This is a genomic window from Actinoplanes sp. NPDC049548 (assembly GCF_040676695.1).
Taxonomy (GTDB): Bacteria; Actinomycetota; Actinomycetes; order Mycobacteriales; family Micromonosporaceae; genus Actinoplanes.
On sequence record NZ_JBFAPM010000006.1, the window covers coordinates 167,754 to 183,386 of the forward strand.

A 15,633-nucleotide genomic window follows, 5' to 3' on the forward strand; every position below is an offset into this window, starting at 1 on the left:
AGCGTCGCGCCAGTTGACCGGTGTGAGGCGGAAGCCTTCCGGTCAGCTGTTTCACGCACGGTCTTCGGGCGATTTCCAACAGGTCACCGGTTGTTTCGTACGTGTGAAGAAACTCTCACAAGCACGAGGTGGCGTGTGGGTTTTGCCCTATTCCGTCAGCGGAGGGCGTATTCCAAGGTGTGGCGCTCGTAGTCGAGCAGCCGGAGATCCCGCATCGGGCGGCGCAGGTGGCCCTTGTGCACGATGCGGACGAAGGCCGGGTCGCCGGCGGCAGCCATCCGCCGGATGCCCTCGACGTGGTCCACGATCCGCTTGCGGATGGTCCGGACCAGGCGGTGCCGGTCGCGCGGGATCAGACCGTACGCGTCGGCGAACAGCCGCAGCCGCCGCGGCCGGTTGGGCCGCTTCCACCCCAGCGTGTACGAGTCGCGGTCGCTGAACAGCGGCACCCACGTCCAAGCCGCGTACGCCACGTCGTAGATGCGGGCGCCCGGCGAGGCGAGGTCGAAGTCGATGAGGGCGAGCGTGCCGTCCGGCCGCCACACCACGTTGTGCGGGGCGGCGTCGTGGTGGCAGATCACCTCGGTGTCCGGCGGCGGCGGCCCGAAGCTGCGCCACACCGCGCCCGGCGGAGGCTGGAAGCCGTACTGCGCGTCGTGGAACATCCGCAGCATCGTGGCGACCGTGACCAGCGCCTCCTCGGTCGTCCAGTGCGGAGCCAGCGGATACTCACCGCACTCGCCGTCGAGGTACGACAGGACCTCCCGGCCCTTCTCGTCCATCCCCAGGGCGTGCGGCGACCCGGTGAAACCCACCCGCTGAAGGTGGTTGAGCAGCGAGTGCACGGCCGGGGTCCAGGGCCCGGCGTTGCGACGGACCGTGTCACCGACCCGCGAGACCGTGCTGACGTTCCCGCCGTGCAATGGGATCTCGCGGACGGGCTCCTGCGTCACCCACGACCTCCCCTAGAAGTGCCCGCCTGCACGGGCCTGCCACTGCCGAGCCTACGCGTCGGTGCCAAGCAGGGCCTCGACGAAGGCGGCGGGCTCGAACGGCGCGAGATCGTCCGGGCCCTCGCCCAGGCCGACCAGCTTGACCGGAATCCCCAGCTTGCGCTGCACGGCGATGACGATGCCGCCCTTGGCGGTGCCGTCCAGCTTGGTGAGCACCACCCCCGTGACATCCACCACCTCGGTGAACACCCGGGCCTGCTCCAGCCCGTTCTGCCCGGTGGTGGCGTCGAGGATGAGCAGCGTCTCGTCGACCGGACCGTGCTTCTCGACCACCCGCTTGACCTTGCCGAGCTCGTCCATGAGCCCGACCTTGTTCTGCAGCCGGCCCGCGGTGTCGATGAGAACCGTGTCCACGCCCACGTCGATACCCCGCTTCACGGCGTCGAACGCGACGCTGGCCGGGTCACCGCCCTCGGGACCCCGGACGGTCTCCGCCCCCACCCGCTCACCCCAGGTGGCGAGCTGCTCGGCGGCGGCGGCCCGGAACGTGTCGGCCGCGCCGAAGAGAACGGTACGGCCGTCCGCGACGAGCACCCGGCCGATCTTGCCGCAGGTGGTGGTCTTCCCGGCGCCGTTGACGCCGACGACCAGCATGACGGCGGGCCGGCCCTCGTGCGGGACGGTGTTCAGGCTGCGGTCCAGCTCCGGCTCCAGCGCGGCGGTGAGCTCCTCGGCCAGCTGCGCCCGCACCTCGGCGACCGTACGCGTGCCCAGCACCCGCACCCGCTCCCGCAGCCGCTCGACGATGACCTGGGTGGCCTCGACGCCGACGTCCGCCGTGATCAGGCTGTCCTCGATCTCCTCCCACGCGTCCTCGTCGAGGTGGTCGCGCGACAGCACACTGAGCAGTCCCCGCCCGAAGATGTTCTGCGACCGGCTGAGCCGCGCCCGCAGCCGCACCAGCCGCCCGGCCGTCGGCTCCGGCGTCTCGATGACCGGCGCCTCGGCCACCGGCTCCTCGACCACCGGCTCCGCGGGCCGCTCGATCAGCGGCGGCAGCGCCTCGGTGTCCGGCACGGCCGGCGGGCGCTCGAGCGTGGTCGTGCCCGCCCGGCTCTCCCCCGGCAGGCCCTCGCCCGGCGGCGGAAGCTCACGCCGGCGCAGGCGCGGCACGACGAGGCCGACGGCCCCGACGATCAGCACCGCCAGCAGGATCAGGGAGGCGACCACGTATTCCATGTACGAAATCCTGACAGATGTGCCCGGCGGGCGTGGCGCCACCCGTCGGTGTCGCCGGACACGTCGGGTGACCCGGTGGTGGCCGAAAGCGCGGTGGCGGAATCCCGGGCCGCTGGGGAGGATGGAATCATGGCTCTCCCCCCGGCGGTCCGGTGACCGCGCACCTGCTCATCGGGCCGGTGCTGCGCCGTGTCGTGGGCGACAAGGCGACGATCTGGGTGGAGACCACCGAGCCGGCCCGGGTGCGGGTCGAGGCCACCGGCGGCGGCGCCGGGTCCGCCGACACCTTCTCGGCGTACGGGCACCACTACGCGATCGTGATCGTCGAGGGCCTCCCCCGCGGGGCCGCCTCCGAGTACCAGATGTGGCTCGACGACCGGCAGGTGTGGCCGCAGAAGGACTCCCCGTACCCGCCGAGCCTCATCGTGACCCGCCCCGACGACGACGCCGGCCACCCGGTGAGCATGATCTTCGGCTCCTGCCGGGAGGCCACGCCGCACGCCACCGGGCGCAAGCTGCCACCGGACGCGCTGGACGCGTACGCCCGAAGGCTGATGACCGACCCGCGCAACCCGGACCTGCGCCCCGACCTGGCCGTCCTCCTGGGCGACCAGGTCTATGCCGACAAGACCTCGACGAAGGTACGCCGCTTCCTGCGCCGCCGCCGCGCGGCCGGCCACCACGGCCCCAGGGACGAGGTCGTCTCCTTCGACGAGTACACGAAGCTCTACCTCGAGTCCTGGCGCGACCCGGAGGTCCGCTGGCTGCTCGCCACCGTGCCGAGCGTCATGATCTTCGACGACCACGAGATCATCGACGACTGGAACACCTCGGCCACCTGGCGCGCCGACATGTCGGACCAGCCCTGGTGGGCCGACCGCATCGCCGGCGGCCTCGCCTCCTACTGGGTCTACCAGCACCTCGGCAACCTCAGCCCCGACGAGCTCGCCGCCGACCCGCTGCTGGCCAAGATCACCTCGGTTCCGGACGCGACCGACCTGCTGCACGACTTCGGCCTGTCGGTCGACTCACCGACGTCCGCGGAGAACACCGACCGGCCGTACCAGTGGAGCTTCGCCCTCGACATCGGCCGCACCCGCCTCGTCATGCTGGACAACCGCTGCAACCGCGTCCTGACCCCCGGAGCCCGCGAGATGCTCCCGGCGCCGGAATGGCGCTGGTTCGTCGACCAGGCCCACGGCGACTACGACCACCTGGTGGTGGGCTCGTCGCTGCCCTGGCTGATGCCCCCGGCGATCCACCACGTCGAAGCCTGGAACGAGAAGGCCACGGACCCCACGGGGAGAGGCCTGCCGGAGGCGATGCGCCGCGCCTTCGACCTCGAACACTGGGCGGCGTTCCGGCGCTCGTTCAACGCCCTCACGGAGCTGTTCCGCCGCATCGGCGAGGGCGGCGAGGACGCCCCCCGCCACCGGGTCGGCGCAGGCGGCGCGTACGCGGCACCCGCCACGATCAGCGTGCTCTCCGGGGACGTGCACCACTCGTACGTGGCCCGGGCCGACCTGGGACCGGGCGTGCGCACCCCCGTCCACCAGCTGACCTGCTCCCCGATCCACAACCAGGTCCCGGCGCCGCTGAAGCCCCTGATGCGGCTGAGCTGGTCCCGCGTGGCAGCCAGGATGATGCGCGGCCTGGCCCGCTCGACCGGCGTGGCGAAGCCGCCGCTGACCTGGAAGAGGCTGGCCGGCCCGTACTTCGGGAACGCGGTGAGCACCCTCCGGCACAGCGGTGAGCGCGCGGAGGTGCTTCTCGAGGGCACCACCAAGGACGGCGATCTCTTCCCGGTCGCCAAGGTCCCGCTGACCGACTGACCCCTCAAGATCGATTCGCGTCCAATATCCGGCCATAGTATTGTCCCTACAGTCCTACCTCGGGACGTCAGAGTATGATGCGAGTATGACAAGGCGGATCACCGTGAGTCTCCCCGACGACGTAGCGCAATACCTCGACAAACACCCCAACAGCTCAGCGATCGTGACCGAGGCGGTGCGCTCCCACATGCAGCGCGGCGCCACCACCAGGGCAATGCTGGAAGCGGCGGGCTTCACCATCACGGACGAGGGCGTGGAGCGCTGGCGCGACAAATTGCGCCGCCCTACCGAGGCCCAGCGCGCCGAGAGCCGCCGCAGGCTCGAAGCGATCGAGTCCGGCCGCTGGCCCGATCAGGAGGACCCGGCATGACCGACCTCCCCGAGATCCGGGCCGTCCTCGACCGCTCCGCCATCCAGTCCTATGCTCACGGCCACGTCCACGTCGGCGAGGTCATCACGGAGGTCGCCGACGAGCGCGCCGCCGTTGGCATTCCGGCAACAGCCCTCCTCGACGCCCACGCCCGCTGCGTAGGCGACAAGGTCGCGCGCGCCCGCCTGGACGTGCTGATCCACCTCCCGGGCACGCAGATGCTGGACCTGACCGCCGAGTCCGCCGGCCCGATCGCGGACACGGTCGCGTTCACCGGAGGCGACCTCGCGCGCTCCCACGCGGTGTGGGCCTCCCTCACCCACGCGGCCGTCTACCTCACGGCCGAGCCGCAGGAGTCCGCGCGCCTGATCGCGGACGACAGAATCATCGTCGTCCCGGCTGAAGACGCATAACCGGGCGGAAAATGTCGGAGGGGCGGTTCAGGATGTGCTCGTGACTTCCTGGACCGCGCCTGCGGCGCAACGACAAAGCGAACCGCGTACCGGCGACGAGCGACCCATGCTCGAAGGCTGGCTCGACTGGCACAGACAGACCCTGCTCACCAAGTGCGCGGACCTGACCGTCGAGCAGCTGAAGAAGCCGGCGGTCGAGCCCTCCAACCTGACCCTCCTGGGCCTCGTCCGCCACATGTCCGAGGTGGAGCGCGCGTGGTTCCGGGCGCGGGCGGCGGGCCGGCAGCTCAGCGACATCTACTGCGACGACGACAACCCGGACGGCGACTTCGACGACGTGGCTGACGCCGACGCCGAGCGCGACTTTGCCACCTACCTCGCCGAGATCGAGGCGGCCCGCTCGGCGGCGGCGGACCTCCCCCTCGACCACGAGTTCAGCTACGACGGTCGGCCCCCGACCAGCCTGCGCTGGGTCTACCTGCACATGATCGAGGAGTACGCCCGCCACAACGGCCACGCGGACCTGCTCCGAGAACGCATCGACGGCCGGACCGGCGACTGATTTCCAGCCGCGGCGCGGGTCAGGACGGGAGGGCGAGCGCCTTGCGCAGGTAGGGCAGGTCCTGCGTGCCGGTCCAGCGGAAGCCGAGGAGCTTCGCCGCCCGGGCGCCGCGGATCACTCGGTCGTCGTCGTCCACGAAGAGCACCCACGGCGCCTCGGTGTTCAGGGCTTCGCAGGCTCGGGCGAAGTATTCCGGAGCCGGCTTGTGCACCTTGAGCTCCCAGGAGCTGACGATCACGTCGAACTCGTCGGTGAGACCGAGCGCCGCCAGGTCGTCGCGGAGGCGGTCGGTGGCGTTCGTGGCCAGGCCGACCGGGCGGCCGGCGGCCCTGGCCTCGCGGACGAAGGCGAGCGCGTCGGGGTCGACGGTGCCTCGGTGTTGCTGCCACTGGGCTACTGCCGCGGCGGCCTCGTCGGAGGGGAGCGGCAGGCGGGTGGCGACGAGGTGCATCCATTCCGCGTCGGTGATCTCACCGGCTATGGCGGGGCGGAGGAGATCCCAGGAGAAGGCCGTCTGCATCAGGATGCCCGCCGGCAGCTTGTGCTCGGCTTCCACCGCGGCCGGGACGGCGGGGTCCCAGCGGCGGACGACGCCGTCCAGGTCGATCAGCATGGCCTGGGCGGGTTGGCGCTGCATGCGGTTGACGGTCCCTTCGCGACGACGGTCGAGCGGCGAGGCGCTCCGACCGCAAGATTACGCGGACGCCGTGCCGCGCCAACCTGCCAGGGACCAGCCGTCCCGTCACGCGCTCCGCGCGAGACGGGAGCCGGCCTCAGTCCTCGGACTCCCGGTTCAGCCGCTGGCTGATCACCTGCGTCACGCCGGACCGCATCGTCACGCCGTACAGGGCGTCGGCGACCTCCATCGTGCGCTTCTGGTGGGTGATGATCAGGAGCTGGCTCTTCTCCCGGAGCTGCTGGAAGAGGGTGATCAACCGGCCGAGGTTGACGTCGTCGAGGGCCGCCTCGACCTCGTCCATGATGTAGAAGGGGCTGGGGCGGGCCCGGAAGATGGCGCAGAGCATGGCGACCGCCGTGAGGGAGCGTTCGCCACCCGAGAGCAGCGACAGGCGCTTGATCTTCTTGCCGGGCGGGCGGGCCTCGACCTCGACGCCGGTGGTCAGCATGTCCTCCGGGTCGGTGAGGACGAGCCGGCCTTCACCGCCCGGGAAGAGGACCTGGAAGACGGTCTGGAACTCGCGGGCGGTGTCCTCGAACGCCGACGTGAACACCTCGAGGATGCGGTCGTCGACGTCCTTGACCACCGTGAGCAGGTCCTTGCGGGTGGCCTTGAGGTCTTCGAGCTGGTCCGAGAGGAACTTGAAACGTTCCTCCAGCGCCGCGAACTCCTCGAGCGCCAGCGGGTTGACCTTGCCGAGCAGGGCGAGGTCGCGTTCCGCCTTGTTGGCCCGCTTCTCCTGGGTGGGGCGGTGGAACGGCACCGGGTCGGGGACCGGCTTGCCGTCCTTCTCGGCCTGGGCGACCTCGGCCTGGGTCGGCGGTACGAGCTGGTCCGGCCCGTACTCGGCGACGAGGGTGTCGACGTCGAGGGAGAAGTCCTCGGCCGCCTTGGCCTCGAGCTGTTCGATACGCATGCGCTGCTCGGCACGGGCCACCTCGTCGCGGTGGACCTCGCTGGTGAGGCGTTCGAGCTCGGTGACCAGGCGCTTGGCTGTCGCCCGTACCTCGGACAGCTCCGCTTCCCGGGCCGTACGCGCACGGGCCAGCTCGTCGCGGACCTCGACCGCCGCGGCCAGCGAGACCGCCACCCGGGCCAGGGCGGATGCCGCGCCCAGCGCGACCGCCTTGGCGATCTCGGCGCCGCGGGCGCGGGCTGCCCGGCGGGCCGCCGCCCGTTCGCGGGCCTGACGTTCGGCGTTGGCCTGGCGCAGCAGCGAGTCGGCGCGGCCGGCGATCGAGGAGACCCGTTCCTCCGCCGTGCGGACCGCGAGCCGGACCTCCATCTCGTTCTGCCGGGCCTGCGGCACGAGCGCGGCGAGCCGGTCGCGTTCCTCGGTGGACGGCTCCTCGTCGAGGGGGGTGGCTTCGGCGAGGCGCAGCCGTTCCTCGAGCTCGGCGAGCCCGGCGAGGTCGCGGTCGCGGTTCGCTTCCGCCTTCTGGCGGGAGGCGCCGAGCCGCTCGGACTCGGCCTTGGCGGAGCGGGCGGCGGCGCCGAGCTCGGCGAGGCGGCGGGCGGCGGCGTTGCGTTCGCCCTCGGCGGCGCGTTTGGCGGCCGCGGCCACGTTGACCGCTTCCTTGTGCCCGGCGACCTCGGCGCGGGCCTCGGCGAGCCGTTCCTTGAGCTCGACGATGGACTGTTCGGCGGTTTCGCGGTTGGCGCGCGCCTCGTCGACGGCGGCCTGCACCTCGATGTAGCTGGTGGCCTTGCCGGAGCCGCCGGCCGCGGCGTGGGCGCCGAGGACGTCGCCGTCGGGCGTGACCGCGCGCAGTTCGGCGTTCTGGGCGACGAGGCGGGCCGCGGCAGCCAGGTCGGGCACGAGGACGACGTCGCGGAGCGCGCGGTTGAGCGCCGGGCGGATCGTGTCGGGGCAGTCGATGACGTCCGGGGCCCAGGTGGCGCCGTCCGGGAGGGCCGGCCGCAGGGAGTCGAGGGGGCCCTGCATACCCGGCGCCGCGGGACTCGCGACGACGAGGGCGGCGCGGCCCGCGTCGGCAATCTTGAGCGTACGCATGGCCTCGACGGCCTCGTCGATCCCGGTGAGGGCGACCGCGTCGGCGAGCGCGCCCAGTGCCGCGGCGAGGGCGGCCTCGTGTCCGGGTCGGACGGTGAGCATCGAGGCGAGGCTGCCGAGCAGGCCGGGGACCTGGTCGGCCTTGCCGAGCAGCGCGCCGGCGCCGTCCTTGCGCTTGAGGCCGAGGGCGAGCGCCTCCTCGCGGGCCTTCCAGCTCGCGGCGTCCTTCTCGGCGGCGCGCTCGGCGTCGGAGAGCTCCTTGACCACGGCGGCGGCCCGGTCGTGGGCGCCGACGGCCTCGGCGTGCCGGGCGTCCAGCTCCGCGTTGTCGCGGTCGGCCTCGGTGGACTCCGCGGAGACCGCGTCGACCTCGGCCTGCGCGGCCTCGGCGCGCATGAGGGCGTCGGTGTGCGCGGCGGCGAGGCGCTCGATCTCCTCAGCGGCGCTTCCGGTACGCGCCCGGGCCGCGTTCACCTGCCCGGTCAGCTTCGCGAGGCCCTCACGCCGGTCGGCGATCGCCTTGGCGGCCGTACGCAGGGCGCCCTCGGCCGCGGCCAGCTGGCGTTCCAGCTCCTGGCGGTGCTCGACCGCCTCGGCCAGCCGCATCTGGTCCTCGGTCAGCGCCTCGCGCAGCTCCTCCTCCTGCTCCCGGACCCGTTCGGCCTCGGCGACGAGCTGGTCGGGGTCGCGGCCGGTGCGTTCCTCGTCGGGGGTGGCGGCGAGGTGGCGCAGCCGTTCGGAGGCGAGCTGCTCGGTGGAGCGGAAGCGTTCCTGCAGGGTGGAGAGCTTGTACCAGGTGTCCTGGGCGGCCTGGAGCAGCGGCGCGTCCTCGGCGTGCTGCGCCTCGAGGTCGGCGAGCCAGCGCTGGACCTCGCGGTTCTCGTCCTCGACCTGCTGGCGGCGTTCGCGCATCGCCGACTCGTCGGCGATCTCCTTGTCCAGGGTGGTCCGCAGCGTGTGCAGGTCGTCGGCGAGCAGCCGGAGCCGGGCGTCGCGCAGGTCGGCCTGGATGCCGGCGGCGCGGCGGGCGACCTCGGCCTGCTTGCCGAGCGGCTTGAGCTGGCGGCGCAGCTCGGCGGTGAGGTCGTTGAGCCGGTTGAGGTTGGTCTGCATCGCGTCGAGCTTGCGGATCGCCTTCTCTTTACGCTTGCGATGCTTGAGGACGCCGGCGGCCTCCTCGATGAAGGCGCGGCGGTCCTCGGGCTTGGCGTGCAGCATCGCGTCGAGCCGGCCCTGGCCGACGATGATGTGCATCTCGCGGCCGATGCCGGAGTCGCTCAGCAGCTCCTGGATGTCGAGCAGGCGGCAGGAGCTGCCGTTGATCTCGTACTCGCTCTCGCCGGAGCGGAACATCCGGCGGGTGATCGACACCTCGGTGTAGTCGATGGGCAGGGCGCCGTCGCCGTTGTCGATCGTGAGCGTCACCTCGGCCCGGCCGAGCGGGGCCCGGCCGGCGGTGCCGGCGAAGATGACGTCCTCCATCTTGCCGCCGCGCAGCGCCTTGGCTCCCTGCTCACCGAGGACCCAGGCGATGGCGTCGACGACGTTGGACTTGCCGGAGCCGTTGGGGCCCACCACACAGGTGATGCCCGGCTCCAGCCGCAGCGTCGTAGCGGAGGCGAAGGACTTGAAGCCCTTGACCGTCAGGCTCTTGAGGTGCACGGATCTCCGGGGGTCGCGGTTTGCTCTCGGGCAGCAGGGTACCCGCAGGTGCGGGCCGTGTCCGCGCACGCCGCGCGTCCCGGTCCGTGCGCTTCTCGAACTGTTACGACGCCTTTGTCCGGTTCAGGGCGCGCTCAGTGCTACCGGCAAGGCGCGGAAAGCGACGCCGGCCAGCAAGATTGGCACTACTGAAGGCAAAAAGATGCGCGCCGCCACAGCTGTGGAGGCGCGCTTTTCAGTGTGCGTTTGTGGTGCGAGGGGGATGAGAGACGCCCGGTCCCGGCGCCTCAAGAGGAGCTCAGGTCAGCGCCGGCTCGGTCAGCCGCATCAGATCGTCCGTCTCGGCGGCGGCAGCCGCGAGCCGGTCGTTCTCCGCCCGGAGGCGGGTGACCTCGAACTCCAGAGCCTGCACCCTGGAACGCAGTCGGGTGACCTCGTCGAGCAGGCGCCGGTCGGGCGCCGCACCTACGTGGCCGTAGAGGGCCTTCGCCATGACTTCTCCTTGTGAGACACCGCGTCTCTTTGTAAGCGCTGCCGGAAAGGCCGGCCAAACGCGCGCCCAGTGATACCGCACACCTGCTTCCCACGGGCACGCGTGGGCGCAGAGACCTGCACCCTGGACGAGCGTGAGATGCAGATTTACCCGCGCTCAGGACTCGACTGAGCACAGATGGGCGCGACTGGCGACTCTTCTATGGTGCGCCGATGACCAGGCTCCGTCAAGCCGTGGGCACCGCGCCGACCCCCGTCTACCAGTGAATCACGCCACCTTGGCATGCGGCCCGAGCTTTGATCAAGGGGTTTTCGGCGGGAAGAGTGCCTGAAGGGACCCTTATCTCTTCCTTAGCTGGTTTGCCGCGTATCCGTACGGCTGCTTACCGTCACCCGGGTCGAAACCTCTCGATCCCTGAGGACCGCGGAGGCAGGACGTGCACGGGCCAGTCGAGCACACCGGACGGGAACAGCGAGTGGACGCCGCGGGGCGGCACCGCGGACGGCAGCCGATGCCGCCGCTGGTCCTTCTGGCCCTGCCGGTCGCCGGTCTGCTCGCCGTGCTCGGCGGGGGCGCCGCCCTGCTGCCGTCAAGCCTCACCGGCCCGGGCATCGCCGCCGAGCGTCCCGAGGCCGCCGTCGCCGCCCTGGCGCCGGGTGCCGGTGGCGGGGCACCCGGCGCCGGGACGGATTCCCCACGCGTACGGGCCACGACGCCACCGGCAGCGCCGAAGGCGCCGGCGAAGGCGCCGGCGAAGACCCCGCCCAGGAAGGCCAAGCCCGCGCCCAAGAAGACGACGGCTCCGGCGAAGAAGCGGCCGCCGGAGACCACGAGCGCGCCGAAGGTGCCGGCCGGGCTGGCAGGGCAGGAGACCGAGGTCATCCGCCTGGTCAACGTCGAGCGGGACAAGGCGGGCTGCGGGTCCGTACGGCTCGACAAGAGGCTCCGCTCGGCCATCCGGCTGCACGTGCGGGAGCTGGGCACGCACGGCGACCTGTACATCAGCCACGTCAGCGACGACGGCCGGGACTTCGTCCAGCGGGCCAAGGCGCAGGGGTACGACGACCCGGGCGGCGAGAACGTGGCCCGGGGCCAGCGCGACGCGGCGGACGTCATGAAGTCGTGGATGAACAGCGAGGGCCACCGCGCCAACATTCTCAACTGTGACTTCAAGGCGATGGGGGCCGGTGCGGTCAAGGGCGTGGACGGCACGATCGTCTGGGGCCAGCTTTTCGGGCGATCGTAGGCAAAAGGCCCGATAAATCAGACAAATGGTGCGAACATCTGTCGCCTAGGTGACAGGCTCCCGTTACTTTTCGCCGCTGTCTCGTTGCAGCCTTCGTGATATCGCCCCCGACGCGCCCGCGGTGCTGACCGCATGCGCATCTGTCTGCTCACCGGGGGCGGCTATCCGTTCCGCCGGGACGCGCTGGGCGGCTGGTGCCGGACGCTCGTCGACGGCCTCGCCCGCTTCCGCTTCGACCTCGTCACCGTCTCCGACCGCGAGCCACCGGGTGGGCCGGCGTACCCGTTGCCCGCGCATGTCTCGTCCGCGCGTACGGTCGCGCTGTCGCGGGAGACGCCGCGGCGGGAGGGGCGCGACGAGCACGCCACCGCGGCCGCCGCGCGGCTGTGCCAGGGCCTGGTCACCGAGCAGGACGAGGTGTTCGCTCGGGGACTCGCCGGGCTGGCCGCCCTGGCCGACGGCGGGACGGTGGGCGCGGGGGCCCCGCTGAACGCCGTACCGCTGGCCGACGTACTCCTGGAGGCATGGCGGGCCGGGCGGTCCTCGGGCGCCGACGACCGGCTGCCGCGGCTCAGCCTCCGCGACGCGCGTACCGCCGCCACCCTGTTGCGGCACGCGGCGCGGGCGCTGGCCGTACCGTTGCCCGAAGTTGACCTTGTGCATTGTGTCGGTGGCACGACCCCGCTGCTGGCGGCCCTGGCCGGGCGATGGCGCACCGGCACGGCGCTGCTGCTCACCGAGGCGCGGGCGCCCGTCGCCAAGCTGCGCGCGCACGAGGAGCGGCTGTCACCTGCCGTGCAGACCGTGCTGCGACGGTTCCGCCGGGCCGTGGCGCGCACCGGGTACGCCGAAGCCGGTCTCATCGCCCCGCTGAGCGAGTACCACCACTCCTGGGCGCTGCGGCACGGCGCGGATCCGCGACGGCTCGTGCCGGTGCCCGCCGGCGTGGACCCGCAGGACTTCCCGTGCGCCCCGGAGGCGCGGAACCCGCCGGCGATCGTGTGGGCGGGCAACGGCGGGCCGCAGAGCGGGCTGGCCTGCGTGCTGGACGCGTTCGCGCGGGTGGCCGCGGCCGTGCCGGGCACGGTGCTGCACCTGGTCGGGGTGACCGCCGCCCACGAGGACCACTGCGCCGAGCAGATCGAGCGGACCGGGCTGGGCCGCGCGATCCGGCTGCACCCCCTGCCCGCCGACCCCCGCGACCGGTACGCCGCCGGCCACGTCGTCGTGCACGTGCCCGGCCCGTCCGACCCGCCGTACCGTTTGATCGAGGGCATGATGTCCGGCCGCGCGGTCGTCGGTGTCGATGTCGGGCCGGTCGCGGAGACGCTCGGCGACGCGGGCCTGGTCGTGCCGGACCGCGACCCGGCGGCGCTGGCGGCGGCCTGCACCGGCCTGCTCACCGCACCCGCCCGGCGGCGCGCTCTCGGCGACGCCGCCCGCCGCCGCGCGCTGGCCTGTTTCACGGCCGACCGGGTCGTCCGCGTCTACGGCGCGCTCTACACCGATCTCGCCGGGCCGCCGCCCGCTCCCGCCTACGAACTGACGCTGGCCGTTCCCGCGCCCCGCGATGCCCGGCCGGCCACCCTGCGATGGCTCGCCGGGGCCGGGGAGGACCGATGACAGCCGATCTCGCCCTGCGGGGCGGCACCCTGCGTGCGCCCGCTCTGAGCTCCACCCTGCTGCGCTGTGCGCTCTATCTCGGACCGCTCAGCGCCGCGGTGGCCGCCGCCCGGCCGCTCGCCCACCTCGCCTGGCCGGTGCCGGTCGGCACGCTGATGCTCGGCTGGAGCGTCGCCCACGCCGGGACCGGCGTCGGCGCCCTGGTCGCCCGTCGCTCCGGGCGCGGACCGGCCGTCAAGCTGGTCGCCCGGGTCTTCCTCGCGGCCGTCGTGCTGTGGGCGGGCGCGGCCGGACTCGCGCCCGCCACGCTGGTCGGACCGGACCGCATGCTCGCGGTCACGGCCGGCGTCTGCAGCCTGGTCTGCCTCGGTACGGTCACCGCCGCCCTGGTCACCCGCACCGAGGCGGCGGTCGTCCGCTGGAGCCTGCCGTGCTGGCTGCTCGCCGCGGTGAGCATCGCCGGAATGGTCGGCGACACGCTGGCACAGCGGGTTCCGGTGACCGCGCTCCTGCCGGTCACCATCGCGCTCGCCGCGGCCCGCGCGTTCCGGCCCGCCCTCGGCGCCTCGCCGGTGGGCCGGCTACGGGGATCCGACCTGCGCCACGGCGGCATGCGGCTGCTGCTCGGGGCGGCCCAGGCGGCGTGCGTGGCGCTGCTGTGGCGGGCCGGGCCACCGACCGCCACCTCCCCCGCCGTTCTGCCGCTGCTCGCCGCCGGGCCCGTTCTCGAGGCGCTGATCGGCTGGCACCGCCGGCAGGTCCAGGCCGGACTCGACGCGTCGGAGAGCGCCGAGGAGCTCCGTGCGCACCTCAGCGGCGTGACGGTGGTGACCGTCGCCGCGCTCGTACCGCCACTCGCCGCCGGGACCGCGCTGGCGGTCGCCGCGTACCAGGTGCCCGCCGGAACGGCCGGGGTGCTGATCTTCGCCGGCGGCATCCTGCTCAGCGGTGTCCTGGCCGTCACCCTGCTGCTCGGCTGGCGGGGGCGTACCGGGGTGGCCGCCCTGCTCGCCGTCGCGCCGCCGGTCGCCGCGTTCGCCGCCCCGCTCGTACCGGCCCTGCCGCCGGACCCGTTGCCCACCGTCGTCGTGATCCTGGCGGCGACCCACCTCGCCGGCCTGCTCATCGTCGCCCGCACCGCCGCAGACCCCCGGAGGACGCCGTGAAGACCCTGTTCCCCCCGTACGCGCACCCGTCGCCCGAGCTGCCCGTCGACGCCGACACCTGGGTCGTGCAGGAACGGCCGGGCCCGCGCCGCTCCGGGCACCAGCGGCTCGGCCGCGTCGACCTGGACTGGGGCGGGCGTTCCCTCGCCGACGTGCTGGCCGACGTGGACGCGTGGCGCGAGGACGGGGTCGAAGGACTGTTCCTGGACCGGGCGCCGGCCGGATCGGGCGGCGTGGGGCCGGTGGCGCTGACCGTACGGCTGGCGGCCCGCCGGGGGCTGCACCGGGTGGTGCTGAACCCGGGCGTGCCCACGCACCCGCTCTACCGCGACCTGGGCGTGAAGATCTGCACCTTCGACGGGCCGTGGTCGGCGTACCAGGGCTGGGACGGCGACGGCGTCCGGCCCGGCGACGGCCACCTCGTGCACGGCGTCCCCACCACGCTGCTCACGGCGGCCCGCCGGCTGATGGGCCGGCGCGGCGCGGGCTTCGGCCTGGCCACCGACGCGGGACCGTACGTCAGCGCAGCGGCTTCCGGGGGCGCGGCTGGCACCGGGGACAGCTGAACGACGACCGGTTCATGAACTGCTCGCGGCGGATGGCCGTGCCGCACCGGTGGCACGGCTGTCCCTCCCGCCCGTACGCGTTCAGGGACCGGTCGAAGTACCCGCTCTGCCCGTTCACGTTGACGTAGAGCGCGTCGAAGCTGGTACCGCCGGCGACGATCGCCTCCCCGAGGACGTCGCGCACGTGGCCCAGCAGCCGGCGGACGACCGGCTTGGTCAGCGCGTCGGTCGGGCGTACCCCGTGCAGCTGGGCCCGCCACAGCGCCTCGTCGGCGTAGATGTTGCCGACCCCGGAGATCAGCGTCTGGTCGAGCAGGGCCCGCTTGATCTCGGTGTGCTTGCGCCGCAGCGCCGCGACGAACCCCTCGTCGTCGAAGAGCGGATCCATCGGGTCCCGGGCGATGTGCGCGATCTCCACGGGGAGCTCGGCCCCGCCCTCGGAGACGGACAGGCCGCCGAACGTGCGCTGGTCGACGAAGCGCAGCTCCGGCCCGTCGTCGGCGAACCCGAAGCGGACCCGCAGGTGCGTCTCGTCCGGCGCCTCGGCGGGTTGCATCAGCAGCTGACCACTCATCCCCAGGTGCGCGATGATCGCGTCACCCGAGTCGAGCGGCAGCCACAGGTACTTGCCGCGGCGCGAGACGTCGCTGATGGTCCGTCCGGCGAGGACTGCGGCGAAGTGCGCATCACCGGGCAGGTGGCGGCGGATCGCGCGGGGATGGCGTACCTCGACCGCGTCGATGCGCCGGCCCGCCACCCACTTCGCCAGTCCCTGCCGGACGGTCTCGACCTCGGGAAGCTCAGGCATCAGGACC

Annotated in this window: 14 protein-coding genes; 8 read left to right on the top strand and 6 right to left on the bottom strand. The window is 72.8% G+C overall.

Annotated elements, in window-relative coordinates:
- Positions 1-155 precede the first annotated feature (155 nt).
- Positions 156-953, bottom strand: coding sequence for an aminoglycoside phosphotransferase family protein (locus AB0J80_RS14570; RefSeq protein ID WP_364704725.1), 798 nt, complete (start codon positions 951-953; stop codon positions 156-158).
- Positions 954-1,004: 51 nt separating this feature from the next.
- Positions 1,005-2,192 (bottom strand): signal recognition particle-docking protein FtsY, encoded by a 1,188-nt coding sequence (ftsY, locus tag AB0J80_RS14575; protein ID WP_364704727.1) that lies wholly within the window; start codon positions 2,190-2,192, stop codon positions 1,005-1,007.
- A 152-nt stretch (positions 2,193-2,344) separates the two neighbouring features.
- Here ftsY and AB0J80_RS14580 point away from each other — a divergent pair, with 152 nt between their 5' ends.
- The 4 genes from AB0J80_RS14580 to AB0J80_RS14595 all read left to right on the top strand — a co-directional run bounded on the left by AB0J80_RS14580 (position 2,345) and on the right by AB0J80_RS14595 (position 5,369).
- On the top strand, positions 2,345-4,024 hold the full coding sequence (locus tag AB0J80_RS14580) for an alkaline phosphatase D family protein (RefSeq protein WP_364704729.1): 1,680 nt from the start codon (positions 2,345-2,347) through the stop codon (positions 4,022-4,024).
- An 85-nt stretch (positions 4,025-4,109) separates the two neighbouring features.
- Entirely contained in the window at positions 4,110-4,394 is a 285-nt protein-coding gene (locus AB0J80_RS14585; protein ID WP_364704731.1) for a hypothetical protein, read from the top strand.
- Positions 4,391-4,807 carry a hypothetical protein gene (locus AB0J80_RS14590; RefSeq protein ID WP_364704732.1) on the top strand — a complete coding sequence of 139 codons (417 nt, stop codon included), beginning with the start codon at positions 4,391-4,393 and terminating at the stop codon, positions 4,805-4,807. Before AB0J80_RS14585 ends, AB0J80_RS14590 begins: the two co-directional genes overlap by 4 nt.
- Before the next feature lie 106 nt (positions 4,808-4,913).
- Positions 4,914-5,369, top strand: coding sequence for a DinB family protein (locus AB0J80_RS14595; RefSeq protein ID WP_364705060.1), 456 nt, complete (start codon positions 4,914-4,916; stop codon positions 5,367-5,369).
- Between the two features lie 19 nt (positions 5,370-5,388).
- Here the strand turns inward: AB0J80_RS14595 and AB0J80_RS14600 are convergent, their stop codons facing one another.
- From AB0J80_RS14600 to AB0J80_RS14610, 3 genes are all read right to left on the bottom strand, one after another.
- A complete protein-coding gene (locus tag AB0J80_RS14600; protein ID WP_364704734.1) occupies positions 5,389-6,006 on the bottom strand; it encodes an HAD-IA family hydrolase in 618 nt (205 codons plus the stop codon).
- Between the two features lie 136 nt (positions 6,007-6,142).
- On the bottom strand, positions 6,143-9,724 hold the full coding sequence (gene smc / locus AB0J80_RS14605) for a chromosome segregation protein SMC (protein ID WP_364704736.1): 3,582 nt from the start codon (positions 9,722-9,724) through the stop codon (positions 6,143-6,145).
- A 298-nt stretch (positions 9,725-10,022) separates the two neighbouring features.
- A complete protein-coding gene (locus tag AB0J80_RS14610) occupies positions 10,023-10,217 on the bottom strand; it encodes a hypothetical protein (protein WP_364704737.1) in 195 nt (64 codons plus the stop codon).
- Between the two features lie 436 nt (positions 10,218-10,653).
- Here AB0J80_RS14610 and AB0J80_RS14615 point away from each other — a divergent pair, with 436 nt between their 5' ends.
- The 4 genes from AB0J80_RS14615 to AB0J80_RS14630 all read left to right on the top strand — a co-directional run bounded on the left by AB0J80_RS14615 (position 10,654) and on the right by AB0J80_RS14630 (position 14,818).
- Positions 10,654-11,463 carry a CAP domain-containing protein gene (locus tag AB0J80_RS14615; protein WP_364704738.1) on the top strand — a complete coding sequence of 270 codons (810 nt, stop codon included), beginning with the start codon at positions 10,654-10,656 and terminating at the stop codon, positions 11,461-11,463.
- A gap of 132 nt (positions 11,464-11,595) precedes the next feature.
- Positions 11,596-13,086, top strand: a complete 1,491-nt coding sequence (locus AB0J80_RS14620) for a DUF3492 domain-containing protein (protein ID WP_364704740.1) — start codon at positions 11,596-11,598, stop codon at positions 13,084-13,086.
- On the top strand, positions 13,083-14,252 hold the full coding sequence (locus AB0J80_RS14625; RefSeq protein ID WP_364704741.1) for a hypothetical protein: 1,170 nt from the start codon (positions 13,083-13,085) through the stop codon (positions 14,250-14,252). The genes AB0J80_RS14620 and AB0J80_RS14625 overlap by 4 nt, the downstream gene beginning before the upstream one ends.
- Entirely contained in the window at positions 14,249-14,818 is a 570-nt protein-coding gene (locus AB0J80_RS14630) for a spherulation-specific family 4 protein (RefSeq protein ID WP_364704743.1), read from the top strand. The genes AB0J80_RS14625 and AB0J80_RS14630 overlap by 4 nt, the downstream gene beginning before the upstream one ends.
- On the opposite strand, the gene mutM is transcribed toward AB0J80_RS14630, so the two are convergent.
- The gene (mutM, locus tag AB0J80_RS14635; protein ID WP_364704744.1) at positions 14,772-15,626 is read right to left on the bottom strand and encodes a bifunctional DNA-formamidopyrimidine glycosylase/DNA-(apurinic or apyrimidinic site) lyase; all 855 of its coding nucleotides are present in this window, start codon (positions 15,624-15,626) and stop codon (positions 14,772-14,774) included. The two genes, AB0J80_RS14630 and mutM, sit on opposite strands and share 47 nt — an antisense overlap.
- Between the last annotated feature and the right edge of the window lie 7 nt (positions 15,627-15,633).

Coding starts and splice junctions, on each gene's coding strand:
- ftsY (WP_364704727.1), bottom strand. CDS start 2,192: ATGGAATACGTGGTCGCCTCCCTGATCCTGCTGGCGGTGCTGATCGTC.
- AB0J80_RS14585 (WP_364704731.1), top strand. CDS start 4,110: ATGACAAGGCGGATCACCGTGAGTCTCCCCGACGACGTAGCGCAATAC.
- AB0J80_RS14590 (WP_364704732.1), top strand. CDS start 4,391: ATGACCGACCTCCCCGAGATCCGGGCCGTCCTCGACCGCTCCGCCATC.
- AB0J80_RS14595 (WP_364705060.1), top strand. CDS start 4,914: ATGCTCGAAGGCTGGCTCGACTGGCACAGACAGACCCTGCTCACCAAG.
- AB0J80_RS14600 (WP_364704734.1), bottom strand. CDS start 6,006: ATGCAGCGCCAACCCGCCCAGGCCATGCTGATCGACCTGGACGGCGTC.
- AB0J80_RS14610 (WP_364704737.1), bottom strand. CDS start 10,217: ATGGCGAAGGCCCTCTACGGCCACGTAGGTGCGGCGCCCGACCGGCGC.
- AB0J80_RS14620 (WP_364704740.1), top strand. CDS start 11,596: ATGCGCATCTGTCTGCTCACCGGGGGCGGCTATCCGTTCCGCCGGGAC.
- AB0J80_RS14625 (WP_364704741.1), top strand. CDS start 13,083: ATGACAGCCGATCTCGCCCTGCGGGGCGGCACCCTGCGTGCGCCCGCT.
- mutM (WP_364704744.1), bottom strand. CDS start 15,626: ATGCCTGAGCTTCCCGAGGTCGAGACCGTCCGGCAGGGACTGGCGAAG.